At 71.5% G+C, this 24947-nt stretch carries 26 protein-coding genes; 12 read left to right on the top strand and 14 right to left on the bottom strand.

Features of this window, described 5'->3' with window-relative positions:
- Window positions 1-485: 485 nt before the first annotated feature.
- Window positions 486-2546, bottom strand: a complete 2061-nt coding sequence (locus tag HNQ09_RS03710; RefSeq protein WP_184025648.1) for a M3 family metallopeptidase — start codon at window positions 2544-2546, stop codon at window positions 486-488.
- Between the two features lie 86 nt (window positions 2547-2632).
- On the opposite strand from HNQ09_RS03710, the gene HNQ09_RS03715 reads away from it, so the two are divergent.
- Window positions 2633-3601 carry a GNAT family N-acetyltransferase gene (locus tag HNQ09_RS03715; RefSeq protein WP_246363113.1) on the top strand — a complete coding sequence of 323 codons (969 nt, stop codon included), beginning with the start codon at window positions 2633-2635 and terminating at the stop codon, window positions 3599-3601.
- A gap of 38 nt (window positions 3602-3639) precedes the next feature.
- Here HNQ09_RS03715 and queA read toward each other — a convergent pair whose 3' ends face one another.
- The 3 genes from queA to HNQ09_RS03730 form a co-directional block, all read right to left on the bottom strand.
- Window positions 3640-4710, bottom strand: coding sequence for a tRNA preQ1(34) S-adenosylmethionine ribosyltransferase-isomerase QueA (queA, locus tag HNQ09_RS03720; protein ID WP_184025652.1), 1071 nt, complete (start codon window positions 4708-4710; stop codon window positions 3640-3642).
- Window positions 4679-5236: a LabA-like NYN domain-containing protein gene (locus HNQ09_RS03725; protein ID WP_184025655.1), complete on the bottom strand. Its 558-nt coding sequence runs from the start codon at window positions 5234-5236 to the stop codon at window positions 4679-4681. The genes queA and HNQ09_RS03725 overlap by 32 nt, the downstream gene beginning before the upstream one ends.
- 110 nt (window positions 5237-5346) lie before the next feature.
- Window positions 5347-5529 (bottom strand): hypothetical protein, encoded by a 183-nt coding sequence (locus HNQ09_RS03730; RefSeq protein WP_184025657.1) that lies wholly within the window; start codon window positions 5527-5529, stop codon window positions 5347-5349.
- 40 nt (window positions 5530-5569) lie between these two features.
- Here HNQ09_RS03730 and HNQ09_RS03735 point away from each other — a divergent pair, with 40 nt between their 5' ends.
- The 4 genes from HNQ09_RS03735 (at window position 5570) to HNQ09_RS03750 (ending at window position 9603) form a co-directional block, all read left to right on the top strand.
- A complete protein-coding gene (locus HNQ09_RS03735; RefSeq protein ID WP_184025659.1) occupies window positions 5570-6016 on the top strand; it encodes an HIT family protein in 447 nt (148 codons plus the stop codon).
- A gap of 44 nt (window positions 6017-6060) precedes the next feature.
- Entirely contained in the window at window positions 6061-7338 is a 1278-nt protein-coding gene (locus HNQ09_RS03740; RefSeq protein WP_184025661.1) for an aspartate aminotransferase type Ic, read from the top strand.
- A 68-nt stretch (window positions 7339-7406) separates the two neighbouring features.
- Window positions 7407-7892, top strand: a complete 486-nt coding sequence (locus HNQ09_RS03745; protein ID WP_184025663.1) for a MarR family winged helix-turn-helix transcriptional regulator — start codon at window positions 7407-7409, stop codon at window positions 7890-7892.
- A 61-nt stretch (window positions 7893-7953) separates the two neighbouring features.
- Complete coding sequence (locus tag HNQ09_RS03750; protein WP_184025665.1) at window positions 7954-9603, top strand: VOC family protein; 1650 nt, start codon at window positions 7954-7956, stop codon at window positions 9601-9603.
- A gap of 50 nt (window positions 9604-9653) precedes the next feature.
- Here the strand turns inward: HNQ09_RS03750 and HNQ09_RS03755 are convergent, their stop codons facing one another.
- The 4 genes from HNQ09_RS03755 to HNQ09_RS03770 all read right to left on the bottom strand — a co-directional run bounded on the left by HNQ09_RS03755 (window position 9654) and on the right by HNQ09_RS03770 (window position 12184).
- Window positions 9654-10361, bottom strand: coding sequence for a DUF2259 domain-containing protein (locus HNQ09_RS03755; protein WP_184025667.1), 708 nt, complete (start codon window positions 10359-10361; stop codon window positions 9654-9656).
- 23 nt (window positions 10362-10384) lie between these two features.
- Window positions 10385-10924, bottom strand: a complete 540-nt coding sequence (locus HNQ09_RS03760; RefSeq protein WP_184025669.1) for a hypothetical protein — start codon at window positions 10922-10924, stop codon at window positions 10385-10387.
- Between the two features lie 103 nt (window positions 10925-11027).
- Window positions 11028-11651, bottom strand: coding sequence for a ComF family protein (locus HNQ09_RS03765; protein ID WP_184026189.1), 624 nt, complete (start codon window positions 11649-11651; stop codon window positions 11028-11030).
- An 8-nt stretch (window positions 11652-11659) separates the two neighbouring features.
- Entirely contained in the window at window positions 11660-12184 is a 525-nt protein-coding gene (locus HNQ09_RS03770) for a hypothetical protein (RefSeq protein WP_343057597.1), read from the bottom strand.
- Window positions 12185-12424: 240 nt separating this feature from the next.
- Here HNQ09_RS03770 and HNQ09_RS03775 point away from each other — a divergent pair, with 240 nt between their 5' ends.
- Window positions 12425-12718 (top strand): hypothetical protein, encoded by a 294-nt coding sequence (locus HNQ09_RS03775; protein ID WP_184025671.1) that lies wholly within the window; start codon window positions 12425-12427, stop codon window positions 12716-12718.
- A 9-nt stretch (window positions 12719-12727) separates the two neighbouring features.
- On the opposite strand, the gene HNQ09_RS03780 is transcribed toward HNQ09_RS03775, so the two are convergent.
- The 5 genes from HNQ09_RS03780 to gatC all read right to left on the bottom strand — a co-directional run bounded on the left by HNQ09_RS03780 (window position 12728) and on the right by gatC (window position 17799).
- A complete protein-coding gene (locus HNQ09_RS03780) occupies window positions 12728-13132 on the bottom strand; it encodes a hypothetical protein (RefSeq protein WP_184025673.1) in 405 nt (134 codons plus the stop codon).
- A gap of 98 nt (window positions 13133-13230) precedes the next feature.
- Window positions 13231-15198, bottom strand: a complete 1968-nt coding sequence (locus HNQ09_RS03785) for a trypsin-like peptidase domain-containing protein (protein WP_184025675.1) — start codon at window positions 15196-15198, stop codon at window positions 13231-13233.
- Between the two features lie 47 nt (window positions 15199-15245).
- Entirely contained in the window at window positions 15246-15806 is a 561-nt protein-coding gene (locus HNQ09_RS03790) for a hypothetical protein (RefSeq protein ID WP_184025677.1), read from the bottom strand.
- Window positions 15807-16216: 410 nt separating this feature from the next.
- Window positions 16217-17509 (bottom strand): serine--tRNA ligase, encoded by a 1293-nt coding sequence (serS, locus tag HNQ09_RS03795; protein WP_184025679.1) that lies wholly within the window; start codon window positions 17507-17509, stop codon window positions 16217-16219.
- Window positions 17509-17799 carry an Asp-tRNA(Asn)/Glu-tRNA(Gln) amidotransferase subunit GatC gene (gene gatC, locus HNQ09_RS03800; protein WP_184025681.1) on the bottom strand — a complete coding sequence of 97 codons (291 nt, stop codon included), beginning with the start codon at window positions 17797-17799 and terminating at the stop codon, window positions 17509-17511. The genes serS and gatC overlap by 1 nt, the downstream gene beginning before the upstream one ends.
- 72 nt (window positions 17800-17871) lie before the next feature.
- On the opposite strand from gatC, the gene HNQ09_RS03805 reads away from it, so the two are divergent.
- The 6 genes from HNQ09_RS03805 (at window position 17872) to HNQ09_RS03830 (ending at window position 22990) form a co-directional block, all read left to right on the top strand.
- Window positions 17872-18750 carry a protease complex subunit PrcB family protein gene (locus HNQ09_RS03805; protein ID WP_246363114.1) on the top strand — a complete coding sequence of 293 codons (879 nt, stop codon included), beginning with the start codon at window positions 17872-17874 and terminating at the stop codon, window positions 18748-18750.
- 118 nt (window positions 18751-18868) lie between these two features.
- Window positions 18869-20089: a toxic anion resistance protein gene (locus tag HNQ09_RS03810; RefSeq protein ID WP_184025685.1), complete on the top strand. Its 1221-nt coding sequence runs from the start codon at window positions 18869-18871 to the stop codon at window positions 20087-20089.
- The gene (locus HNQ09_RS03815; protein ID WP_184025687.1) at window positions 20086-20265 is read left to right on the top strand and encodes a hypothetical protein; all 180 of its coding nucleotides are present in this window, start codon (window positions 20086-20088) and stop codon (window positions 20263-20265) included. Before HNQ09_RS03810 ends, HNQ09_RS03815 begins: the two co-directional genes overlap by 4 nt.
- Complete coding sequence (locus tag HNQ09_RS03820; protein ID WP_343057598.1) at window positions 20262-20933, top strand: nucleoside/nucleotide kinase family protein; 672 nt, start codon at window positions 20262-20264, stop codon at window positions 20931-20933. The genes HNQ09_RS03815 and HNQ09_RS03820 overlap by 4 nt, the downstream gene beginning before the upstream one ends.
- 87 nt (window positions 20934-21020) lie before the next feature.
- The gene (locus tag HNQ09_RS03825) at window positions 21021-21683 is read left to right on the top strand and encodes a phosphoribosyltransferase (RefSeq protein ID WP_184025688.1); all 663 of its coding nucleotides are present in this window, start codon (window positions 21021-21023) and stop codon (window positions 21681-21683) included.
- On the top strand, window positions 21680-22990 hold the full coding sequence (locus tag HNQ09_RS03830; RefSeq protein ID WP_184025690.1) for an erythromycin esterase family protein: 1311 nt from the start codon (window positions 21680-21682) through the stop codon (window positions 22988-22990). Before HNQ09_RS03825 ends, HNQ09_RS03830 begins: the two co-directional genes overlap by 4 nt.
- A 3-nt stretch (window positions 22991-22993) precedes the next feature.
- On the opposite strand, the gene HNQ09_RS03835 is transcribed toward HNQ09_RS03830, so the two are convergent.
- On the bottom strand, window positions 22994-24874 hold the full coding sequence (locus HNQ09_RS03835; protein WP_184025692.1) for an ATP-binding cassette domain-containing protein: 1881 nt from the start codon (window positions 24872-24874) through the stop codon (window positions 22994-22996).
- Window positions 24875-24947: the final 73 nt, after the last annotated feature.

The following is a 24947-nucleotide window of genomic DNA, read 5'->3' on the forward strand; positions in this document are numbered from 1 at the left end:
AGACCTGGCTCACACCGCGAAGTGAACTGGGGGGCAGACGGGAGGGGGCGGTGGATGGTACAGGGCCTCTGGGCGGGGGGATGGTTACACGCCCCCTCTGCTTCATAGCTTTGCAAGTCACCCACGGGGGGAGAGGGATCAACCGCTGCTCTCGCAAAAGCCATCTTTTTCCTGTGTCAGCCGCTCTCAACGTCCCTACCCGGCGAGGCCATCTTCCAGGCAGCCGAGCCGTTCGGCGCGATAGCGCCGAGGCCTCCCAATCGGGCGGAGGATGGCGTGGAGGGGGAGATGGGAGCGGGGCAAGCAGAGACGCCGAGGGGGGAACGACCTTCGCCCAGCGCAGCGCCGCTCCCCCCGCCCCTCTGCTTCGCAGCTTTGCAAGTCTGGGGGAGGGGGCTGGGGGGTGGGGACGAAGCCGGATCAAGACACCCTGCCCACAAAAAAAGACCTCTACCCGAAGGCAGAGGCCCAAAACCAAGCTGTGTTTAAGCCTCGACCAACCCACTCCGCCGCAGCAGCGCCTCCGCATCCGGGTCACGCCCCATGAAGTCGCGGTACAGCTCGGCGGCGTCCTTGCTGTTGCCCCGGCTCAGGATGCTCTCCACGTAGGCCCGCCCCGTCTCCCGGTTGAAGATGCCCTCCTGCGCGAAACGGGAGAAGGCATCGGCGTCGAGAACCTCGGCCCACTTGTACGAGTAGTACCCCGCCCCGTACCCGACCGGGCTGGAGAACAGGTGCCCGAACTGCGCGATGCGGGCATAATCCTCCGGCAGCGCGTAAGGGTAGAAGCGGGCCATGATGTCGCGGGCAAAGGTGATCGGGTCCGCCCCCGGCGCGTCGGCGTCGAAGGTGACGTGCAATTCGAGGTCCACCGTCCCGAACGAGAGCTGGCGCATGGTGCCGTTCGCCGCGCGGTAGTTGCGGGCCGCGACCAGCTTCTCGAACAGGTCGTCGGGCAGGCGCTCGCCCGTCTGCCAGTGGCGGGCGAAGAGGTCCAGGGCCTCGCGCTCCAGCACCCAGTTCTCCATGATCTGCGAGGGCAGCTCCACGAAGTCCCAGGCCACGCGGGTGCCGCTGAGCGAGCGAACCTCCACGTTCGACATCGCGTGGTGCAGCAGGTGGCCGAACTCGTGGAAGACCGTCTCGACCTCGCGCACCGAGAGCAGCGCGGGGGTGTCGCCGCTGGGGGCCGTCATGTTGCCGCACATCAGGCCCAGGTGCGGCTCGACGCCGTCCTCGCGCGGGCCGCCGGTCAGGAAGGCGTTCATCCACGCGCCCGCCCGCTTGGTGTCGCGGGGGAACCAGTCGGTGTAGAAGGAGGCGAGGTGCGTGCCCTCCTCGTCGCGGATGTCGTAGTAGCGCACCTCGGGGTGCCAGCCGGGGGCCTCGGCCTCCGTAACCGTGATACCGAAGACGCGGCGGCAGATTTCAAAGAGGCCCGACAGCACGCTGTCCATCGCGAAGTAGGGCCGCAGCGCCTCCTCGTCAAAGGCGTACTTGGCCTGCCGCTGCTTTTCGGCCCAGTAGCCCACGTCCCAGGCTTCCAAAGCGGGTGCATCCGCGCCGACCTGCTCGCGGTAGAAGGCTTCCAGCTCGGCGTTCTCGCGCTCGTAGAAGGGGCGCACACGGGCTTCCATGTCGCGCTCGAAGGTCAACGCCCGCTCGCCGCCGCCCGCCATGCGGTCTTCCAGCACGTAGTCGGCGAAGTCGCCGAAGCCCAGCAGCCGGGCCTGCTCGCGGCGCAGCCGCAGAATCTCGCCCACGAGGGGGCGGTTATCGCGGCCTTCCTGGCTGCCGACCGAGTTCTGCGCCAGCCACAGCTCACGGCGCAGCTCGCGGTCGTCGGCGTAGGTCAGGATGGGTTCCAGGGTGGGCAGGTGCAGGGTCAGGCGGTGGCCCTCCTGCCCGTGCTTCTCGGCGTCGAGGCGGGTCGCTTCCTGAACGCGCTCGGGCACGCCCGCCAGTCGCTCGGTGGGCACGTACAGCTCGAAGGCGGCGGTCGCGTCCAGCACGTTCTTGGAAAAGTCGTTGGTGATCTGCGCGAGGCGGGTGTTGACCTCCAGCAGTCGGGCCTTCTGGTCCTCGGGCAGGTCGGCGCCCTGGCGGCGGAACTCGTCCAGCGTGAGCTTGAGGTGCCGCGCCCGCACAGGGTCGAGGCCGCGCCCCGCTTCCGTCTCCGCGAAGCCCTTCAGCGCCGTCCACAGCCCCGGATGGAGGCTGAGGCCCGTGTAGAACTCGGTGACCTTGGGCAGAATCGCCCGCTTGGCCGCCTGCCACTCGGGGCTGGTCACCACGCTGTCGAGGTGCCCGACGATCACGCGCACGGTGTCGAGCTGCTCGGTCAGCGTGTCGAGGTCGGCCATGAAGTCGGCATAGTCGCGCTCGCCCGCGCGGGCGAGATGCTCCAGCCGCTCCTGCGTCTGCGAGAGCAGCGTATCCACGGCGGGTTCGGCGTGCTCGGGGCGAATCTGGTCGAAGGGAATGCGGAAGCCGACGTTCAGCAGCGGGTTGTCGCTCTGAACGGGCGCGGGTGGCGCTTGCGTCATGACCCCGAGTATAGGCAGCCGTGCAGAGGGGCGACTGCGCCAAACGGCGGATGTTCTTTCCCCCAGCACCTATGCTGTCCTGCCCTATGGAACGCGCCGCCCCGCCCGCCCAACTTACCTTTCAGCCTGCCGACGCGGAGGGTTTTGCCGCCGCTGTGAACGCCTCGGCCCCCGATGCGCCCGTCTCCGCCGCCGACCTGCACCGCCTTGACGCCGCCCGCGTTCCCGGCGAGCACCACACCCGCCGCCTCGCGTGGGAGGGCGGGGAAATCGTGGGCGCCCTGGAAACCGAGCTACCCCGCATGGACAGCTTCGAGGGCTGGCTCCAACTCGTCGTCCACCCCGTGCGCCCGGAGGACGCGGTGCGGGAGGCGCTGTGGGCCGAGGCGTTAGCGACCGTCACAGCGGCGGGAGCGCAGACCGCCGTCACCCGCGTGAAGGAGGACACCCCGGACCTTCCCTTCCTGCTCGCGCGGGGCTGGCAGGAACACGACCGGATGTGGCCGTCGACCCTCGACCTGCGGACGCTGGATTTCGCGGCCTTTGCCGACGAGGAGGCGAGGGCGCGGGAGGCTGGGTTCCGCCTCCTCCCCCTGACCGAACTCGGCCCCTGGGATGAGGCACAGCAGCGGCGCTACTACGAGCTGACCATCGCCCTGCTTGCAGACGTGCCCAGCACCCGGCGCATCGAACCCTGGCCCTTCGAGGTGTGGCAGCGGCGCTTCGGCAATGGCATTGAGCGCGAAGGGTTGTTCGTGGCCGTCACCCCGAACGGCGAATGGGTGGGCACCAGCCAACTGGCCCAGCCTCTCCCCGCGCGGCCCGGCAGCCTGCACAACGGCCTGACCGGGGTGCTTCCCGCATGGCGCGGACACGGGCTGGGGCTGGCCCTCAAGCTCGCGGCGGCGCGGGCAGCCCTGGCACGGGGTTACACCTACTCGCGCACGAGCAACCACACCGGCAACCGTCCCATGCTCGCCATCAACGAGCGGCTGGGCTTCGTGCGGGAGGCGGCGACGGTGACGCTGGTTCGGAACGTGGATCGTAGATCGTAGGAACTTCTGCTTTAGCCGAGGCTCCCACGATCCACGCTCTACACTCCATGCTCCCTCTCCAGCAGCATCGCGTCCCCCAGCGAGTAAAACCGGTAGCCCCCCGCGAGCGCCGCGTCATAGGCCGTCCGAATGCGCTCCTCTCCAGCGAAGGCGGCCACGAGCAGCAGCAGCGTCGAGCCGGGCAGGTGCAGGTTGGTGATCAGCAGGTCGGGCACCCGCACCCGCGTCCCCGGCGTGATGAAGATGCGGGTATCTCCCTCGCCGGGGCGCACGGTGCCGTCCTCCTGGGCGCTGCTTTCCAGGGCGCGGACGGTGGTGGTGCCCACGGCGACCACGCGGCGGCCCTCCGCCTTGGCTCGGTTGATCGCGTTCGCCGTAGCATGCGGAATCGTGTAGCGCTCGGCGTGCATGACGTGCTCTGCCACCGGCCCGGTGATGGGCTTGAAGGTGCCCGCCCCCACATGCAGGGTCACGGCCACGCGCTCGATGCCCCGCGCCTCCAGCCGCGAGAGCAACTCCGGCGTGAAGTGCAAGCCCGCCGTCGGCGCGGCCACGCTGCCCGGCTCGCGGGCGTAGACCGTCTGGTACCGCTCGCGCCACGTCTCGTCCGAGTCGCCCGCCGCGATATAGGGCGGGAGCGGCAGCCGTCCGATCTCGTCCAGATGCGGCTTGATGTCGTGCTCAAAGCGTAGCAACCGGGCGCCGTCCTCCAGCACGCCGACGACCTCGGCCTTGTGCTCACCCAGCCAGAGTTCGTTCCCGGCGCGTTTGGCGGGCTTGAGGTACGCGGACCAGACATTCGCCTCCTCCTCCCTCAGCAACAAAACCTCGATCTGACCGCCGCCCATGCCGTTCACCACGGGCTTGCGGGCCATTACGCGGGCCGGAATGACGCGGCTCTCGTTGAAGACCAAGAGGTCACCGGGCCGCAAGAGGTCGGGCAAGTCGCGGAAGACGTGATGCTCCACGCTCTCGCCCACCACCATCAGCCGGGACGAGTCACGCGGTTCGGCCCCGGTCTGGGCGATGCGCGACTCGGGCAGCTCGAAGTGCAGCCACGCCAGAACCGCGTCGGGGTCAGGCCTCGTCACTGCTGGCTTTGGCTCCATTCTTCTGGCGAGCGGGCATCAGCGCCCCGTCGAGGTCGGGCAGGTGGGTGAAACGGTCGGCGGCGTCGATCAGCTTCTGGGCGGTGTGTTCGCGGAAGGCGATCACCTCGACCCGCTTGCCGCGCTCCTGCAACACTTCCACCATGTCGGTGAAGTCGCCGTCGCCGCTGCCCAGCACCACCACGTCGAGGTGGTCCATCAGCCGCACCATGTCGGCCACGATGCCCATGTCCCAGTTGCCCTCGTAGATCGCGCGGCCGTCCTGCGCGACGTGGTGCAGCGTCAGGTTCATCCGGCGCACCTTGTACCCCAGCGCCGAGAGCTTGTAGATGAAGGGCCGCGCGGTCGCCTCGCCCTCGCGCTCGACCGTGTACGAGATCGCGTGGACGAGTTCGCGCCCGGCGACCGCCTCGCGCAGGATCGTCTCGAAGTTGACCGTGCGCTCCAGCAGGTCGCGCGCCGAGTGGTAGAGGTTCTGGGTATCGATAAAAACGCCCACGCGGGGGCGGGACACGACGTACTGCATTGGAAGTCTCCTGTTGGGTGGGGCCGGAAAAAGGGGGGCGGTATGAAAGCCCACCCGGTCGGGCAAGCGGATGCAGGATAGGGCAAATCGGGAAGGAGGGTGGCTGCGGCTCAGGCGGGCGCGACCAGCCAACCCAGCGTCAGCGCCAGCACGGCGACCGCCCCGCTGACCACGAGAAAGGGCCGCCAGGACGCGCCATTCTCCGCGACCGGGAGGGCTGTCCAGCCCAGCACCAGGGCAAACCCGCCGAGCAGGGCGGCCAGCAGCAGACGCAGGCCGGAACGCGGAGTCATGGGGCAGTGTAGACCCCTCCCGCTGCCGGTAAGGTGGGCTGTGCCGACTCCCTGCGTCCTCTGCTCGCCCACGCTCGGCCCGGTGATTGCCCAGGAGGCGCACTGGACCGTGGTCCTGAACCGCAACCAGAACCTGCTGGGCAAGCTGATGCTGGTCCTGCGCCACCACGCCGAGGCCGTGCCCGACCTCCGCCCGGAGGAGTGGGCCGAGTTGCACGTGGTCCTGGGGCGAGCGACCGGGGCGCTGGGGAACGTGTTTGCCCCCGACCACTTCAATTACGCCTTCCTGCAAAATCAGGACCGGCACATTCACCTGCACGTGATTCCCAGATACAGCGGGCCGAGAAAGTTCGGGGGGCAGACCTTCACGGACCCCGATTACCCGGCGCATTACGCGGTTCCCGCCCCGGTGCGGCCTCTGACGCCCAAAGACAGTGAGGCACTGACCGAACAACTCCAGCGTGCCTACGCGGGGGCGGCCTCCTAAGCAGCCCCCTCCCCTCCCCGGCCCCGCGCGGGTAACGTGGGGGCATGACCCAGCACGCCACCTCCCCGGCATTGGACCAGGCCCGCGCCGCCTACGACGCCTTCCGGGCCAGGGGCCTGAAGCTCAACATGCAGCGCGGCCAGCCGTCGGACGCCGACTTCGACCTCTCGAACGGACTCCTGACCGCGCTGGGCGAGGACGACGTGAAGATGGACGGCCTCGACCTCCGGAACTACCCCGGCGGGGTCACCGGCCTGCCCTCGGCGCGGGCGCTGTTCGCCGGGTATCTCGACCTCAAGGCCGAGAACCTGATCGTGTGGAACAACTCCAGCCTGGAGTTGCAGGGGCTGGTGCTGACCTTCGCGCTGCTGCACGGGCTGCGCGGCTCCGAGGGGGGCTGGATTCACGAGCGGCCCAAGATGATCGTGACGGTGCCGGGCTACGACCGCCACTTCCAACTCTTGGAGACGCTGGGCTTCGAGATGCTCGCGGTGAACATGCAGCCTGACGGCCCCGACGTGGACGCCATCGAGCGGCTGGCGGCGGGGGACCCCTCGGTCAAGGGTGTGCTGTTCGTGCCGACCTACTCCAACCCCGGCGGTGAAAGCATCAGCCCGGAAAAGGCGCGGCGGCTGATGGGCGTGCGGGCAGCGGCCCCCGACTTCACGGTCTTCGCGGACGACGCCTACCGGGCGCACCACCTCTCCGACACCGAACGCGACGAGCCGGTCAATCTGGTCACCCTGGCCCGCGACGCCGGGCACCCCGACCGCGCCTTTGTCTTCGCCTCCACGTCCAAGATCACCTTCGCCAGCGCGGGGCTGGGCTTCGTGGGCACCAGCGAGGACAACGTGAAGTGGCTGTCGAAGTACCTCAACGCCCAGAGCATCGGCCCCAACAAGGTCGAGCAGGCGCGGCACGTGCGGTTTCTGGAGGGGTACCCCGGCGGCTTGGAAGGGCTGATGCAGGCGCACGCCCGGCTGATCGCGCCCAGGTTCCGGGCGGTGGACGAGGTGCTGCGGGCCGAGCTGGGCACGGAGGGCGAGTACGCGACGTGGCGGGTGCCGCGCGGGGGGTACTTCATCAGCCTGGATACCGCCGAACCCGTCGCGGCGCGGGTGGTCGAACTCGCGGACGCGGCCGGGGTCAGCCTCACGCCCGCCGGGGCGACCTATCCGGGGGGCAAAGACCCCACCGGGCGCAACCTGCGCCTCGCGCCCACGCGTCCCCCGCTGGAGGAGGTCCGGGTGGCGATGCAGGGCCTCGCGGCGTGCATCCGGCTGGCGACCGAGGAACGCCGCGCGGCGGACGAAGGCTCCTGACGGCGGGCCGGGGTCCAGAGGCAAATTCCCTTGCCCCCGGCGCCCCCATGCCCGACCATGGCGGGGAGATGCCCACCCGTTATCCCGGTCTCCCCGAAGAACGCGCCGCGCTGGACGCCTACATCAAGCTGTGGCGGGCCGCGCACGCCGTCGAGGTCGCGGCCCACCGGCACCTGACAGACCACGGCCTGACCGTCAGCCAGTTCGGGGTCCTGGAAGCGCTGCACCACCTCGGCCCCCTCAGCCAGCGGCAACTGGCGGGCAAGATCCTGCGCTCCAGCGGCAACCTGACCATGGTGATCGACAACCTGGAGCGCGGCCAGCTGGTGCGCCGCGAGCGCGATCCCGGGGACCGCCGGGTCATCAACGTCTTCCTGACCCCGGGCGGCGAGGCGCTGGTCGCCCGCGTCCTGCCCGACCACGTGCGCGGCATCCGCGAGGTGTTCGCGGGCCTGGACCCCGAGGAATTGGCTCAGCTCGCCGCCCTCTCGCGCAAGCTGGGGCGCTCGCTGATAGGCGAGGCGGCCGAACCGGCCCCGTCCGCCCGGCGCTGAAGTCCTTCACCGTTCGGCTCCACCCGACCCCAATCGTTCAACATTGAACTATACTGGGGGTATGACGACCCTTTCCCCCTTTCCCGGCACCAGCCCGGTGCAGGGCCTGCATCACGTCACGGTGATGGCCTCCGACCCGCAGCGCAACATCGACTTCTACTCGCAGACGCTGGGGCAGCGGCTGGTGAAGGTGACGGTCAACTTCGACGATCCCGGCACTTACCACTTGTACTACGGCGACCTGACCGGGCAGCCGGGCACGATCATGACCCACTTTCCCTGGCCCGGCGCGAAAAAGGGCGTGCGCGGCAACGGCGAGGTGGTGGCGACCGCCTACAGCGCCCCGCGCGGCAGCGACCAGTACTGGGAGGCCCGGTTGCGCGAGCAGGGTTTCAAGCCGACCCGCTCCGAACGCTTCGGGCAGCCCGTCCTGACGGTCGAAGACCCCGACGGCACCTGGGTCGAACTGGTGTTCGAGGACGGCGGGGCCGTGCAGCCCTGGCCCGCCAGCCCGGTCCCCGCCGAACACGAGCTGCGCGGCTTCCACTCGGTGACCGCCTGGGTGCGCGACACGGGCGCGGTGCGCGAGCTGCTGGTGGGGCACCTCGGCTTCACGGAGGCCGGAAGCGAACCGGACCCCGAGGGCACCCGCACCCGGTTCCGGGGCAGCGGCGACGGCGTGGGCCTGTACGTGGACGTGGTGGAGCGGCCAGGCCAGCCGCGCGGCACCTTCGGCGCGGGCAGCATCCACCACGTCGCCCTGCGGACCCGGGACGACGCCGAGCAGGAGGCGTACCTGACGGGACTGACGGAAGTCGGTTACCGCCCCACCCCCGTGCAGGACCGCCAGTATTTCCACTCCATCTACTTCCGCGAACCCAACAGCGTGCTGTTCGAGATCGCCACCGACGCGCCCGGCTTCCCGGACGACGAGGCAGTGGAGGAACTCGGCAAGCACCTCAAGCTCCCCGCGTGGTACGAGGACCGCCGCGCGACCATCGAGGCGCACGTGCCGAAGATCGTGAACCGCGAGTATGGCAGCACGCTGGGGTCCCGCGACCTGAGCGCCGCCGCGCCCGTCTCGCCCGACGCCGTAACGGGCATCGAGGTTCACACCGCCGGGCGGCCCCTCGGGGAAGCGCGGGTGGCGGCGGTGCTGCTGCACGGGCGGGGGGGAACGGCGCCGGACATCCTCTCGCTGGCGGACGACCTCAACCTCAGCGCCTTCGCGTACCTCGCCCCGCAGGCGCCGGGCAACACCTGGTATCCGCTGTCCTTCCTGGCCCCGGTGGAGCAAAACCAGCCGCACCTCGACCGGGCGCTGGCGACGGTGGACGGGGTGCTGACCGAGCTGGAGCGCCAGGGCATTCCGCCGCAGAACGTGGTGCTGGGCGGCTTCTCGCAGGGGGCGTGCCTCGCGCTGGAATATGCCAGCCGCTCCGGGCGACCCCTGGGGGGCGTGGTGGCCCTCAGCGGCGGGCTGATCACGTTGGACCGGGCGGGCGACCTGTCGGGGGTCCCGGTATTTATGGGCGTGGCCCCCGACGACGCCCATATTCCCCTCTCGCGCTTTCAGCAGAGCGCCGCGCACCTGCGCTCGCGGGGGGCGGCGGTGGACGCCCGGGTCTATCCGGGCCTGGGCCACAGCATCAACACGGACGAGCTGGACGCGGTGCGGACGGTCATGCAGCGGGTGGCGGGACAGGTGTAAAGGGAAGGGGGCGCGAGAGAGCACACTCCGCGCCCCCTTCCCTGTTGCTCCTACCGCAGCCGCGCCGCCACCGGCACCACGTCCGCATTCGGTCCCTCGAAGCCCGGCGTGTAGGCCCGCACGATAAACACGGCGCGGTTGCCCTGCACATACACCCGGTCAAGCGTGTAACGGGCGGCGCAGGCGCGGCCAGGAGGCAGAACGTGGTCGCGGTGAACCACCTGATCGCGCACCGTGAGACTGAATCCGGCGGGCCGCTCGCCGGGCGGGAGCAGTTCGGGAGACGCGCAAGGCGAGGCCAGGGGCCGCACGCTCAGGCGCAGCGGGACCGTACGGGTCCACAGCCGCACCGGGGTGGTCTGGCTGGCTCCGGCGCGGACGCCCTCGCCCCAGACCGGGGCCTGCACCGGGAAGGAGCGGGCATACACCGGCCGGGCGGGACGTGCCTGTTCCAGCCCCCACGCGGCGAGCCGTGCCCGCTCGCGCCGCAGCAGGGTTTCCACGACGCTCGCCACCGTTGCGGTCTCCGAGCGGGCGCGGGCGCTGAGCAGGGTCCGGCCCGTGGCGGTTTCCAGCACCGTCAGGGCCGCCACGCGAAAGCCGCTGCCGTCCTGCACGCCCCCGGTCACGACCAGGGCGCGGGTACCGGGGGGCGAGAAGCGGACCCCCTGCACGTCCAGACGGTCACCTGCCTGGGCCGTAGTCACTAGGGTGAGCAGGGCCAGCAGCCCCCGCCGGACCCACCCTTCTCGCCGCATCTCCCTGACCCTCCCCCGCGCCCCTAGCGGAAGCGCACGCTGCCCAGCACCCGCTTGAACAGGGCGTCGCTGGCGGCAAACCGGGTGGGCGAGTCGGTGACCTGGAAGGAGTAGAGGTTTTTCGCGCCGTTGCCGAACCAGACCTTGATCCGCAGCTCGCCCTGCGCGTGCTTGAGGGCGTACATCCGCTCGACGCCGCGCACGCCGCCGTAGGCGCTGTTCTTGCCCGCGATCAGCCGCAAGGTGCCGCCCGATCCCTTGACCCCGGCCTCGAAGTTCTGGAACTCGGTCTTGAGGTCGGCGGCCTTGCCCTTCTTGTCCACGAACAGGAAGCGCATCAGGGTGGCGGGCGGCTTTTGCGCGGACACCACGCTCACGCCGCTGGAGCCGTCCTCGAAGTTGGCGCCGAACCAGCCGCGCGGCAGGGTGAGGGTGAAGGGCAAGCGGGCGTCGTTGAAGGGCACGAGGGTCTGGGCGGCCCCGGTCTGGGCCGCAGCGCTGGACGGAAAAGCGCCCCCCAGCAGCAGGGCGGCGGCGAGGGAGGTCAGGAGGGCAGACTTCATGCCCCGACCGTACCCCGCTCCCATGAGGCGCCGCCACACGCGGGGTGAAAGGGCGGGCGGAGGCCGTCAGGGCGCCGTCATCCAGCCGGAGGGCGGCGGCGCGTCAGCGCGCCACCACCGCGAAGTAGACCGGCCCCACCCCCGCCGCGTGCAGCGCGTCCCGGCAGGCCAGCAGGGTGCTTCCGGTCGTGAGCACATCGTCCAGGAGCAGGACCGGGCCGGGGGGCAACCGCCGGGCGTCCACGGCAAAGGCTCCGGCGAGGTTGGCCCCGCGCTGACCCGCGTGCAGCCGGGCCTGCTGGGCGGTGGCGCGGGTGCGGCGCAGGGCGGGGACACAGGGCACCCCCAGCGCGGCGCCCAGCGCCTGCCCCAGCAACTCGGACTGGTTGAAGCCGCGCTGGCGCTCGCGGCCCGGATGCAGCGGGACCGGCACGACCGCGCCCACCTGCCACCCGGCCGGAACGCCCCCGGCCAGCGCCCCGCCCAGCGCGCCCGCCAGGTCCCGCGCCCCGCCGAACTTCAGCGCGCGGACGGCGCGGCGGGTGCGGCCCCCGTACGCCCCCAGCGTGACGAGGTGGGGAGCGGGCCGGGAAGAGAGCGGCGAGTGCGTCTCCACCCGGGGCCGCAGCGCCGCCCGGCAGGCCAGGCACAGCCCCGCCTCGCGCCCGAGCTGGGCCTCGCACCCCGGACAGCGGCGGGGAAGCAGCGCCCGCAGCACCCCCGCCAGGTCCACGCTCAGGCCCGCCCCGCCGAGGCGAGTTCATCCACGAAGAGCGGCGGCGTGGTCGCCTCCACCCGTGCCCACACGCCCGCCAGCGCGTCGGGGTCGAGCATGGGCGCAGCGAGCGACAGGCAACTCAGGTGGTGGGCGCACACCAGCTGCACCCCGGTCTCGCCCAGGCGGTCACGCTCGGAGGCGGTCAGCAGGGCCGCAAAGGCGCGCGGGTCGCCCAGCGCCGGGTGGCTGCCCTGACGGATGGCGGCGCGCAGAAAGGCGGCGACCTCGGCAGGGTTGAGCCAGAAGCCGAACATCAGCTCGTCGGACAGCGTCTCCAGGCGGTTCAGGTCGCGGGGATGCAGCCCGGCCCGGACCAGGCGGCGGGCCAGCTCCTGGCGCTCCAGCCGCCGCGCCGCGTAGCCTTCCAGCGTCAGGGTTTCGCCGGGCGGGGCCACCCGGCCGCCCACCGCCGCGCGCAGGCGCCACGCCAGCACGTAGCCCTGAAACTCCAGCAGCATCTCGGTCAGCCCGCCCCGCGTCACCCGCCCATTCTAGAAACGCCCGCCCGCAGCACCGTGAGCTGGGGCGCAGGCGGGGCCTTTAGCTTCCCCCCGTGCCCCGCAGGCCGCCTCCAGCGGGACAAAGGCCATCGCGCGGCCCGGTACGCTGGACAGGCAACCACAGTCCAGACCGGGCACGGAGAGGGGCACACGCCGCCTGTCACGGGAGGCGCGGCGCCTGACCCAGGGCTGCGGGCACACGACACGGGAGGGTGAAGAGGAATGCAGTTGCTCAGGCGCAGGCATCAATTCGAGTACCGCGACCACCGGGGCATCGACCGGGCAGGAGTGGTGGACGTGTGGGCGAGCGAGGGCGGCGAGCGGGCCGTGCTGGTGCTGCGCGGCATCGGCCTGGTGGACACCGCCGAACAGGCCCGCAAGGCGCTGCTGACGCTGAACTACACCTGCCTGCCCTACCTGCTGCGGCCCGACGCGCGGCTGGCGGTGCTGGTGCTGCGCCCGCCGGGCACCGACGCGGCCAAGGCGCGGGCGCTGGTGCTGCCGCTGAGCGCTTAAGCCCTCCCCCTACTCCAGCACGTACTTCACGCCCTCGTCGAAGGCCACCCGCGCCACCTGATCGCGCGGGAGCACCGCGTTGCGCCGCCAGGGCATCCACTCGGTCTGCCCGGTCGCCGAGCGCAGGAAGCCGTGCAGGCCGACTTCCACGGAACGCACCTCCCCCTGAAGCCAGGCGGTGAGGACCGCGCGCAGCGTGTCCGGGTCACGCAACGGGCCAGTCAGGCGCGCGGAGGGCACCGGGGCCTGCGGCTGGTCGTGCGGGGCGTAGAGGTCCACCGTGAAGCCCTCGGCGGCGCGCAGCACGGCCAGCGCCTGCTCGCGCGGCAGGGGCCGGGCAAAGGTCACGTGCAGGTCGAGGTCGAAGCCGCGCACGCCCTTGTCGGTGCGGGTGGAGGTGGGGGGCTTGGTCATAGCAGGAGGGTAGCGGGTGACGGGGGAGGCTGGCGACCGTTCCGATTTCGACTTCCTGCTGTTTCAGGAACGCACGACCGCCGCCCGTGCCCTGAACGCTAGCGCCCCAGCCCCTCGCTGAAAGCCACCTCCCCGGCCCACCCGGGGTGGTCGATCAGCGGATTGCGGTTGCCCTGCTTCTCGAAGATGGCGGCGTTGCGGTGGCGCTCCCAGTCGCCGGGCGGCTCGGCCGCGTGCCAGGCCAGCAGGGTCTGGAGGTGGCGCTCCCCGTACTGGCGCACCACCCCGGGGTAGCGCAGCAAAAAATAGAGGGTCGCGCGGGCCGCCGCCCCCTTGCCGTGGGCGGGTTCGAACTCGCCGGGGTCGCGCCGCCCGCAATCGCTTCTGAGGGCCTCGCCGTAGTCGGGAAAGTCGAAGTACGGCGTGTTGCCCCGGAAGGAATTGCAGTCCGGTTCGCAGGCAAAGAGGTGGTGCAGGTCGCCGCGCATCGGCTCGCGCTTGCCGAACCACGACTGCGGCACGACATGTTCGCAGTTGTACGGCAGCGCCGCTTCCAGCGCGTCCACGTTCAGGCCCTCGCGGGCGGCCAGGGTCAGGCGGCGCTCCTGCACGGCCCGGTCGGCCTGAATCAGTTCCTCCGGCGTGTGCTCGCGGGCCGAGTAGAGGCTGCGCAGCCGGCCGTCGGGCCAGAGGTCCACCCAGGGGTACAGGTCGTCCGCCGGGTCGTAGCCCAGGGGCCGCGTGTGGGTGCGCGTCACGAGGTCCGAGAGGGCCAGGAAGCGGGCCTGGGGGGTCCCGCCCTCCGGCCGCCCCGCGTAGTACGCCGCCGCTTGCTCCGCGTCGGCGGGGTCAAGGTAGGGGCGTGCGGGGCCAGGCCCAGCGGGCCGCCCCGCCTCTCCCCCGCCCACCCGCAGGCGCAGGGTGACGGGCAGGGTCGCCACGCCGCCCTCCCCGACCGTCACCGTGCCCAGGTCGAGGACGCGGGCGGCCTCGGGTCCACCCTGCGCCGGGGAGACTTGCGCGGCCGGGGCGACCGTCAGCGGGGCGGCCAGCGCCGGGCGGTGGGCGGCGAGCACCTCCGCGACCAGCGCATTTCCGGCCGCGTCCGGGCGGCGGCGCAGGTCCTCCACGATGCGGCTGACGCGCACGCCCTCGTTGGCGATCCAGTCGAGCAGGGTGTCGGGGTCGCCGGGCTGCGCGGGCTGGCCGCCCCGGCGCAGCAGGCGGCCCTGGGCGTCCCGGCGCGGCACGCCGCTGTGGTGCAGCGCCACGACCTCCCAGGCGTCGTTGAAAACGGGGCTGCCGCTCGACCCCGGCGCGGTGTCGGTCTCGTAGTGCAGAAAGTCGGGCAGCAGGTCCACCAGCCGGTTCTCGCGCAGCGCGATCTGCTTGGGTTCGCCGGAAGGGTGCTGCACGATGCTCAGCGCCTCGCCCACCAGCGCCTTGCCGGTGCTGCCGAACAGGGGCAGCCAGCCGAACGCCGAGGTGTCGCCCTGCACCGCCACCAGCGAATAGTCCAGCGTCTCCGAGGTCACGAAAAGCGCCGCCGGGTCGAGGCCGAGCGTCACCCGGTCGCGCAGGGTGCCGTCCGGGCGCAGCTCGTAGTCGAACTCGATCACGGCGCTGCGGGCAGCCTCGGCCCCCTCCAGCACGTGGTGGTTGGTCAGCAGGGCGCGGGGGCTGCACAGCCAGCCGGTCCCGTACCCGGCGGCGCGGCCCCGCGCGTCCCGCAAGACGATGCGCCCCACCGCCCGCGCCGCCGCCCGCGCCAGGTCGAGGTAGGCCACCCCCACCAGATCGTTGGCGCCGATCACCCGCTCCAGCCCCAGCCGGGCCTCCTCGGGCAGGCGGGCCGCGACGGCCAGGGCGTCCTCGTGGCCCCCCGCCACCGCCCGGGCGTCGGGCAGCGGCACCCCCAGGCGGGCCAGGCGGGCCTCCACCCGCGCCTCCGTGTCGGCAGCGAGCGGTCCCCCGCTTCTCAGCCGCTCGCGGCACTCCCCGCGCTCGGGGTCGCGCTGGATGAAGCGGGCCTGCGTCTGCTCCAGTACCTCAGGCGGAATGTCCATGCCGGTCAGGGTAACGGGTGGGGGTGAGGGGGTCGCCGGGGATCGGCTTACTGCTGCATCCACCCCGCCCAGACACCCAGCGGCCCGGCGCCCGCGACACCGCAACGCGCCTTGTAGGGCAGACCTGCCGGAGTGGACCACTGACTCAGGGGCTGGTCGGGACCGTACACGTCTGGATTGCGCCTCTGTGCAGTCAGCCCTGCCGCGACGCATTGGGCGACCGCCTGGGAAGGAAAGCGCCGCCCGGTCGCCAGCGTCAGGAACTCGGCGGCCAGCCGACGCTCCCGCAGGGTCAACGAGCTGCCCAGCCGCGCCCCGTCTTTCAGCAGGAAAACGTTACTGATCCAGCCGCCCGGACGCACGTCCACCTCCAGCCGTTCGCCGCCCCGGAGTCGGTAGGTTCGCTTCGTTCCGTCGTGCCAGCCCGGAGTGTTGAAACTGTTTTCCCGAACCTCGACCAACGCGCACCCCTGCGCCCGGCAAAACGCCGTCTGCGCCACGTCCACCCGCTGGCCCAGCCAGGAGGCAGGAGGAGTTGCGCCACCTGCGGCAGCCCCACCACTCAGGAGCACAGCTAGCGCCAGCGCCGACAGCCCGTGCCTGCTCATGCGGACAAGGTACAGAAAAAAGGGCCAGGCCACCTGACCTCGCCGTGATCCAAGGAGAGAAGGCGCCACCGGGGAGGCGAGAGGGCTTATCTCAGGGCTTGAATGAGGGCCGCCAGGCCACTGAGCACCGTACCGAACGCCACGAGAATCGCGGCGATTTCAGCAGGCTTCAGTGGTCTCCGGCGGGGGTTTTTGGTAGACTTGCGATGGTTAGTCACAAGTACCACCCCCTTTCTGAAGCGCCCGGAGTCACGATCCGGGCGCTTCCACGCTCCGTTTCGTTGTTCCCCCTCGCTTTTCCCCGGTTGTCATGCGCCCCGTCCCTCGCGGGACCTGTCAATAGTAACCTAAAGCTGAAGTGAGGGTCTCTATTCACGAAGACACCGGCCCGCGCCCACCTCCGCTTATGTCTACGCCGTCGCCACGTCGCGCACCGCCGTCCCTAACACCTCGCGCCCACCCAGATACGGCCTCAGCGCCGCCGGAACGCGGATGGTTCCGTCGGCCTGCTGGTGGTTTTCGAGGAAGGGCACCAGGATGCGCGGGGCGGCGACCCCGGTGTTGTTGAGGGTATGGGCGTAGACCAGCTTGCCCTGTTCGTCGCGGTAGCGCAGGCCGGTGCGGCGGGCCTGCCAGTCGCCCAGGTACGAGCAGGAGTGGGTCTCGCGGTACAGCCCCTCGCTGGGCACCCACGTTTCGAGGTCGTACATCAGGACCTTGCCCGCGCCCATGTCGCCGGTGCAGTTCTGCACGACCCGGTAGGGCAGCTCCAGCGCCCGCAGCAGCGCTTCGGCGTTGTCCAGAATGCGGGCGAACCAGTCCAGGGCCTCGGCCTCGTCGGCGCGGGTCATCACGTACTGCTCGACCTTGCGGAACTCGTGGACGCGGATCAGCCCGCGCACGTCCCGCCCCGCCGACCCCGCCTCGCTGCGAAAGGCGGCGCTGATCGCGGCAAAGGCGAGCGGCAGTTGCTGGTACGAGAGCTGCTCGCCCGCGTAGAGGCTGTTGACGGGCACCTCGGAAGTTCCGGCCAGCATCAGCGCGTCGCCCTCGATCTTGTAGACCTGATCCTCGCCGCCCGGAAAATGGCCCGATCCCACGAAGGCTTCGGGGCGCACCAGCGCGGTCGTGCTCAGCGGCTCCAGCCCGCGCCCGCGCAGGAAACCAAGCGCAAAGGTCAGCACCGCCATCTCCAGCATCACCGCGTCGCCTTTCAACAGATACGAGCGGCTGCCCGACACCCGCGCCACCCGCTCGGGATCGCTCCAGCCCTGGCGTTCCAGCAGTTCGACGTGGTCGAGGGGCGAAAAGGCGAACTCGGGGAGCGTGCCTTCGCGGCGCAGTTCGACGTTCTCCGAGTCGTCCCGGCCGACGGGCACCGAGCTGTGCGGGATGTTGGGCACGCGCAGGAGAAGCTGGTGCAGCCTGTCCTCGTGGGCACGGAGTTGAGGCTCCAGCCCCTTGAGTTCCTCGCCCAGGTCCTTGCCCTTCTGGATCAAGGCGGGACGCTCGTCGGGGGCGGCCCTGGGCACCAGCTTGGCGTTGGCGTTGCGCTCGGTCTGAAGGGCTTCGACCTGCTGCTTCATCGCCACGAGGTCGCGGTCGAGCCGCAGCAATTCGTCCAGATCCAGCGCCACGCCCTTGACCTCGATGGCGCGTTTCACGGCATCTGGATTCTCGCGGATGAACTTGAGGTCGAGCATCAGTCCGTCTCCACGGTGCGGGGAACGCGGACGAAGCCGCCCTCCATCTCGGGGGCCAGGGCGGCGACCACCCCGGCGCCGAACACCTCGCCGGGCACGTCGTCCCGCAGCACATTGACCAGGGCGACCGGGCGCTGCATCTCCTCCACCCCGGTGGTGTCCACCGCGCTGAGCTGCTCGAAATGGCCCAGGATGGTGTTCAGGTCGTGCCGCATCGTCTCCCGCTCCTGCGGGGTCAATTCCAGCCGCGCGAGGTGGGCGAGATGGGAAACTTGCGCCGCATCAATCATGCCAGTGCTCATTCTAAAGGGGAGTATACGGGCGCTCATGCAGCGTCAGGGGCGGCGCGCGAGTCTGGGTCCATGACCGCCAGACTGCTGCTCTCCCTGACCCTGACCCTGGGCACCTGCGCCTCGGCCCAGGGCGTGACCGCCATTCCCGCCACGCCGCCCGGCGCGCCCGCGCCCACGGCGCCCACCACGGCCAGCCCCACGGCGGACCCGCAGTACCGCTCGGGCTACCGGCTCTCGCAGCTTCAGGCCGCCTCCGCCGCGCTGGAGGGCCTGCCGGGCCTGACCGCCAAGGAGATCGATACGGCGCAGGGCCGCGTGCGGGTGAGCGTGGGGACGGCCGTGCAGCGCGTGGCCGTGCTGCAACGCCTGTCGGCGGCGGGGCTGCCGAGCGGCATCGTGACCTACACGACGAGCACGGGGGGCGCGACCGGAACGGTGACCGAGACGCCGACCGCGCCCACGCCCAGCGCCCCGCCCGCCGCAACGCCCCCGGTGGGCACCACCGACCCCATCATCACGCCCGTCTCCGGAGGCCGCGTGCCCGTGACCGAACTCGCCAGCGGCACCAACGCCGCCCAGACCGCCCCTGCCGTGCAGCTCGCCACCACCCCGGGCGCCCTGGGCACCCTGTACCGGGTCGCCTACGGCAACCAGACCGGCGCCCCTCCCGTCCCCACCCTGCGCGCCGACGAGACGGTGGTCGGCGTTTTCCTGGGCCAGCGGCCCACCGGGGGCTACAGCGTGCGGGTGACCGGGGCGAGCGGACAGGGCGAGACGCTGACGCTGACGGTGGAGGTGCGCGCACCGGGGGCGGGGGCGATCACCACCCAGGCGCTGACCAGCCCCTGGACCCTGGTGCGGGTGCCGGGCAGCTTCCGCGACGTGAGGCTGGTGGACGCGGCGGGCCGCCCGGTGCAGCTCGGCACGGGCGGCGGCCTGATCCGCTGAGCCGCCCTTCCTTCCCCACCCGCCCCGGCAGGTGGGGCTTTTTGCCGGAGGCTGGCCGCTGTCTCCTCCACCTTTCGCCCGATGCAACCCTGACTCCCCCCGGGGCGTACTGTGGGACATGAGCGCCGACAAGCCCGGTCCCCTGACGCCGCCCGAGTCCCTGCTGAAGGCCCCCGAGGCCGTGGCCCCGGTGCAGGCGGACGACGCGCCCGAGATGGTGCCCCTTTCCCCCGAGGACCGCGCCCGGCTCGACACGCTGGCGCGCGCCTTTGTGGAAGACGTGCTGCACGCGGGCACCCACAGCCCCGACTTCAAGCGCAAGCTCGACGCGGTGCATGACCTCGGCGCGCCCGAGCAGCGCGCGGCGGCGCAGGTGTCGAGCCGGATGCTGGAGCGCCCGCTGCGGGCGACCCGCGCCGGGGCCCTGGCCGAGGGCAGCGACATCCTGAAGGGCCTGACCGACCTGCGCCGCACGGTCGAGGACCTCGACCCCAGCCGCACGCCCACCGTGCGCGGTTTCTTCGGCAAGCTGCCGGGGGGCCGCAAGGCGCAGAACGCGCTCGACCGCTACCAGAGTGCGCAGAGCCACCTCAACGCGATTCTGGAGTCGCTCTACCGCTCGCAAGACGAGCTGCGGCGCGACAACGCCAGCATCGAGACCGAGAAGGTCCACCTCTGGGAGACGATGCAGAAGCTGCGGCAGTACGCCCACGTCGGCAAGGCGGTGGACGAGGCGCTGACCACCCGGCTCGACAGCCTGGCGCAGAGTGACCCCGAAAAGGCCCGCATCGTCCGTGAGGAGCTGCTGTTCGCGGTGCGCCAGCGCGTGACCGACCTGCTGACCCAGCTCGCGGTGGGCATTCAGGGCTACCTCGCGCTCGACCTGGTGCGGCGCAACAACATCGAACTCATCAAGGGCGTGGACCGGGCGACCACCACGACGGTCAGTGCCTTGCGGACCGCCATCATGGTCGCGCAGGCGCTGGGCACCCAGCAGGCGGTGCTGGGGCAGGTCACGGCGCTCAACGACACGACGGGGCGCATGATCGGCTCGACCGCCAGCCTGCTGCGGCAGCAGTCCACCGAGATCCAGAAGCAGGCGGGCAGCGCTACCGTGGACCCGCAGGTCATCCAGAACGCCTTCCGCGAGGTGTACGGGGCGCTCGACGCGATCAGCACCTACCGCGCCCAGGCCCTCGACCGTTTCAAGGACACCATCCAGGTCCTCGACCGCGAGGTGGGGCAGGCCCAGAGCTACCTCGACCGCGAACGCCAGCGCACCTCAAGAGACGTGGCGCAGGGGCTGAACGTGACCGAGCAGGGCGACCTGAAGTTGTGAGGGGCCGCTGGAAGCTTGCCCTGGCCCTGCTGATCCTGCTGCTCGGGGTTTCAAGGGGCTGGGAAGCCCTTGGCGACTGGCAGGCGCGGGACCCGTGGATCTTCGGCGCGGTATCGAGTCTGGTGTACCTGACCGGGGCGGGCCTGATCTGGCGCGACCGTCGGAGCCGGGGGTGAGCCTCCGCACAGCACTGCTGCGCGCTCTGGCTGACCGCCTGGAACCCCAGCCCGCCGCCCCGGTCCTGCGCGTCGCCGTGGATGGGGTGGACGGCGCGGGCAAGACCACCTTCGCGGATGAGCTGGCGGGCGTGCTGCGGGAGAGGGGCCGGACGGTGATCCGCGCCTCGGTGGACGGCTTCCACGCGCCACGCGAGGTGCGTTACCGCCGGGGCCGAACCTCACCGGAGGGGTTCTACCGGGACTCCTATGACCTCGCGGGGTTGCGCTCGGCGCTGCTGGACCCGCTGGGACCGGGCGGGTCGGGGCGCTACCGCACGTCGATCTTCGACCACACCACCGACTCGCCCGTGCATCCACCGGAAGAGGTCGCCCCACCCGGAAGCGTTCTGATTTTCGACGGCCTTTTCCTGCACCGCCCGGAGTTGCGCGACGTGTGGGACGACTCGGTCTTCCTGCATGTGCCGTTCGGGGTCTCGGTGCCGCGCGGCGCCGCGCGGGGGCCGGGGTACGGCTCACCCGACCCGCACGCGGCCTCCAACCGGCGGTATGTGGAGGGCCATCGCCTGTATTTCCGCGAGGCCGACCCCTCCGGGCGCGCGGGCGTGGTGGTGGACAACACCGACCTGGCCGCGCCTTTTGTCGTCCGGGCCTCTGCCCTGGCCTGAACGCATGAGTGCCGCCCCCGGAGGCCATGAAGTGAACCCGGGTTGGCGGCGCACGCGGGGGGCGCTGAGAATCGGGGCGAGGTGTCTATGCCCCAGCCTCCCTTTCTTCACCGCCAGGACGCCGGACAGCAGCTCGCCGCCCGGCTCGCCTCGCTGCACGACTGGCCGGACACGACCGTCCTCGCGCTGCCGCGCGGCGGGGTACCGGTGGCCTCCGAGGTCGCGGCCGTGCTGGGCGCGCCGCTGGACGTGTTCGTGGTCCGCAAGCTGGGGTTGCCGGGCCACGAGGAGGTGGCGATGGGCGCCGTCGCCTCGGGCGGGGTGCGGGTACTCAACGACGATCTGGTGCGCCGCGCGGGCGTCACGCCGGAAGCCCTCGCGGCGGTGGAGATCCGCGAACGCGCCGAACTCGCCCGCCGCGAACGCGTCTACCGCGAGGGCCGCACGCCGGCGCCGGTCGCGGGCCGCACCGCGCTGCTCGTGGACGACGGCGTGGCGACCGGGGCCACCCTGCGGGCCGGGGTGACGGCCCTGCGCGCCCTGTCCCCCGCGCGGGTGGTCGTCGCCGTGCCCGTGGCCCCGCCGAACGCCTGCCGCACGCTGAGGACCCTGGCCGACGGGGTGGTCTGCCTGCTCACCCCGCCCGACTTCCGGGCGGTCGGCCAGTTCTACCGCGACTTTGCCCAGACCAGCGACGGCGAGGTGCGGGACCTGCTGGCCCGCCACGCCCGTCCCCAGGAGTCACCATGACCGACCCCCTCCAGACGGCCGCCCGGCCCCTGACCGGCGCTTCCCGTGCTTACGACGCCCTGCTGGAGCGCATCGGGGACTCGCGGTTCGTCCTGATCGGGGAAGCGTCCCACGGCACCCACGAGTTTTACCGGGCGCGGGCGCGGCTGACCCGGCGGCTGATCCAGGAACGGGGCTTCACGGCGGTCGCGGCCGAAGCCGACTGGCCCGACGCTTCCCGGGTCAACCGCTGGGTGCGCGGCGGGGGCGAGGACGGCAGCGCGCAGGAAGCCCTGGGCGACTTCACCCGCTTCCCGAGATGGCTGTGGCGCAACGAGGACGTGCGGCGGTTCGTGGCGTGGCTGCGGGAGCACACCAGGCGCCACCCGGGACAGGAGGCGGGCTTTCACGGCCTGGACCTCTACAGCCTGCACCGTTCGATGCGGGCAGTGACCGAGTATCTGGAAGGCGTGGACCCTGGGGCGGCGGCCCGCGCCCGCGAGCGCTACGCCTGTTTCGACGGCTCCGGCGGGGACCCGCAGACCTACGGCCACGCGGCCGAACACGGCCACCAGGAACCCTGTGAGGCGGCCGCCGCCGCGCAGCTTCTCGAACTCCAGCGGCGCGGGCCGGACCCCGCGCGGGGACCACTGGGCGGCGACGACCTCTTCTCTGCCCAGCAGAATGCGCGGCTGGTCCAGAACGCCGAGCGTTACTCCCGCGCCGTGTTCCGGGGCCGGGGCGAGGCGTGGAACATCCGCGACACCCACATGGCCGGGACGCTGGCGGCATTGGTGGCCCACGGCGAGGCCCAGGGCCGCCCCCAGAAGATCGTGGTCTGGGCGCACAACTCGCACCTGGGGGACGCCCGCGCCAGCGAGATGGGCTGGGCGCGAGGCGAACTCAACCTGGGGCAGCTCACGCGCGAGCGCTGGCCGGACTCGACCTTCATCCTGGGGCAGACCACCCACCACGGCAGCGTGACCGCCTCGGGCGGCTGGGACCAGCCAGCACGGGTCCAGCAGGTGCGGCCCGGCCTGCCCGGCAGCCTGGAAGAGCGGCTGCACGCGGTCGGGGGCGACTTCTGGCTCGACCTGCGCTCGCCGGAGGTCGCCGGGGCGCTGGGCGAGGAGGTCTTGCAGCGCTTCATCGGCGTGATCTACCGCCCGGGGACCGAGCGCCAGAGCCATTACGTGCCGACCCGCCCGGCCGACATGTATGGCGCCCTGCTGCACTTCGACGGGACGACGGCGCTAGTGCCGCTGGACGCCACAGCGGGCGCGGAGGAGGAAGGTGAGGTGCCGGAGACGTACCCGACGGGGCTGTAAGCGTCAGCCCCCCCGCGCCTCTACCTCCGCCTGTTTCTCGCCCCAGGCGGTCATCTTGGCTTCCAACTGCACTTCGAGGTCGTGGGCGGCCTGCCCCAGCACCACGAAATCGGCGTCTGGTGCGGCGCTGGCGAGGGCCGCCTGGGCGTCCATCAATTCAGCTTCCAGCCGGGCGATGTCGGCCTCCAGTGCCCCGACCTCGCGCCTCAGGTGCCACAGGCCCTTGCCTTTCGGGGCGGCGGGCGCGGGCTTGGCCTCCACCTTCGGCTTCGGCGCCTCGGGGACCACGGGGCGGTGCTTCTCGCGGTAGTCGGCCCAGCCGGGGTACTCGTAAAAATGCCCGTCCTCGATCAGCCAGATGCGGTCGGCCAGGCCCTCGATAAAGGCGCGGTCGTGGCTGACCATCAGGAGGGTCCCGGCGTAGGCGGTCAGGGCGTCTTCGAGGGCCTCGACCATCTCCATGTCGAGGTGGTTGGTCGGCTCGTCGAGCACCAGCAGGTTGTGGTCCTCCTGCGCGAGCTTGAGGAGCGCCAGCCGCGCCCGCTCGCCGCCCGAGAGGATGCGGGCCTGTTTGTCGTGCTGGTCGTAGGGAAAGAGGAAGGTGCCCAGCAGGTTGTGGGCCTCGAAGTCCTTCCCCACGTACTCGCGGGCCACGTCGTAGAGGGTCTGGGAGGGATCCACGCCGCGCAGCGCCTGGTCGTAGTAGCCCACGCTGACGCGGGCGCCGGTGAGCACCCGGGCGCGGGGATCGTCAGAGGGGTCCAGGCCCAGCAGGGCGCGCAGCAGGGTGGTCTTCCCCGCCCCGTTGCGCCCGATGATCGCCACCCGGTCCCCCCGGCGCAGTTGCACGTTCACGTCCCGGAAAAGGGTCCGCCCGCCCAGCGACCGGGAGACGTGCCGCGCGTCCAGAACCACGTCGCCACTTTCCGGCGCGTGGAAGGTGATGCGGGTGGTGCGCTCCTCGGGTGGGGGGGCCGCCGCCGCGCGGGCCTGCATCCGGTCCACCCGGGCCTGCATCGCCCCCGCACGGCGGGCCAGCTTGCTCATGCCCAGGCCCCAGATCTTCATGCGGTCGGCGCTGGCCTGGAGGGCAGCGATCGCCTTGGCGTCCTGCGCGTGTTGAGCGGCCTGCTGTTCGAGTTCGGCGGCCAGCGCCTCGCGGAACGCGGTGTAGCCGCCCTTGTAGACGCTCAGGCCGCCGCCACGCAGGTAGGCCGTCTCGTTCGTCACCGCGTCCAGAAAGGCCCGGTCGTGGCTGATGACGAGGACCGCGCCGGGGTAGCGCCCCAGAAAGCCCTCCAGCCACTCCACCATCACGATGTCGAGGTGGTTGGTCGGCTCGTCGAGCAGCAGCACGTCGGGGTTCTCGACGAGCAGGGCGGCGAGGCCCAGGCGGGTGCGTTCGCCGCCCGACAGCCCCGAGACGGGGTCGTGCTCGCGGCCCCGGAACCCGAAGGCGAGGGTCACGGCCTCCTTGCGGCTGCGGCGCTCGAAGCCGCCCCGCCGGACGTAGTGTTCCAGCACGGCCTCGTGGTGCAGCACGCTCTCGGGGGTGCCGCTGCCCATGGCCTCGGCGGCGGCGGCGAGGTCGGCCTCCAGCGCGTCGAGGTCGTGGAAGGCGGCCTCCAGCACCTGATCCACCGTGGCGCCGGGCGCGAAGGTGGGGTCCTGGCGCAGCGCGCGGGCACGCACGCCGGGGGCGCGGCGCACGGTTCCGCCGTCGGGGCGCAGCTCGCCGGTCAGCAGCCCCAGCAGGGTGCTTTTGCCCGCCCCATTGCGGCCCACCAGCCCCACCCGGTCGCCCGGCTCGACGGCAAAACTGATTTCCGACAGGACGGTCAGCGGCCCGTACTCCTTGGTAACGTCCTGAACGGCGACAAGCACGCCCCGCAGTATACGTTTTGCCTCCCGGGGAGCGGCGGGCCGGGCGCGCGAGGCCGCCGCCGGGTGGGCACAG

The sequence above is a fragment of the Deinococcus budaensis genome, from assembly GCF_014201885.1.
In the GTDB taxonomy this organism is placed as follows: Bacteria; Deinococcota; Deinococci; order Deinococcales; family Deinococcaceae; genus Deinococcus; species Deinococcus budaensis.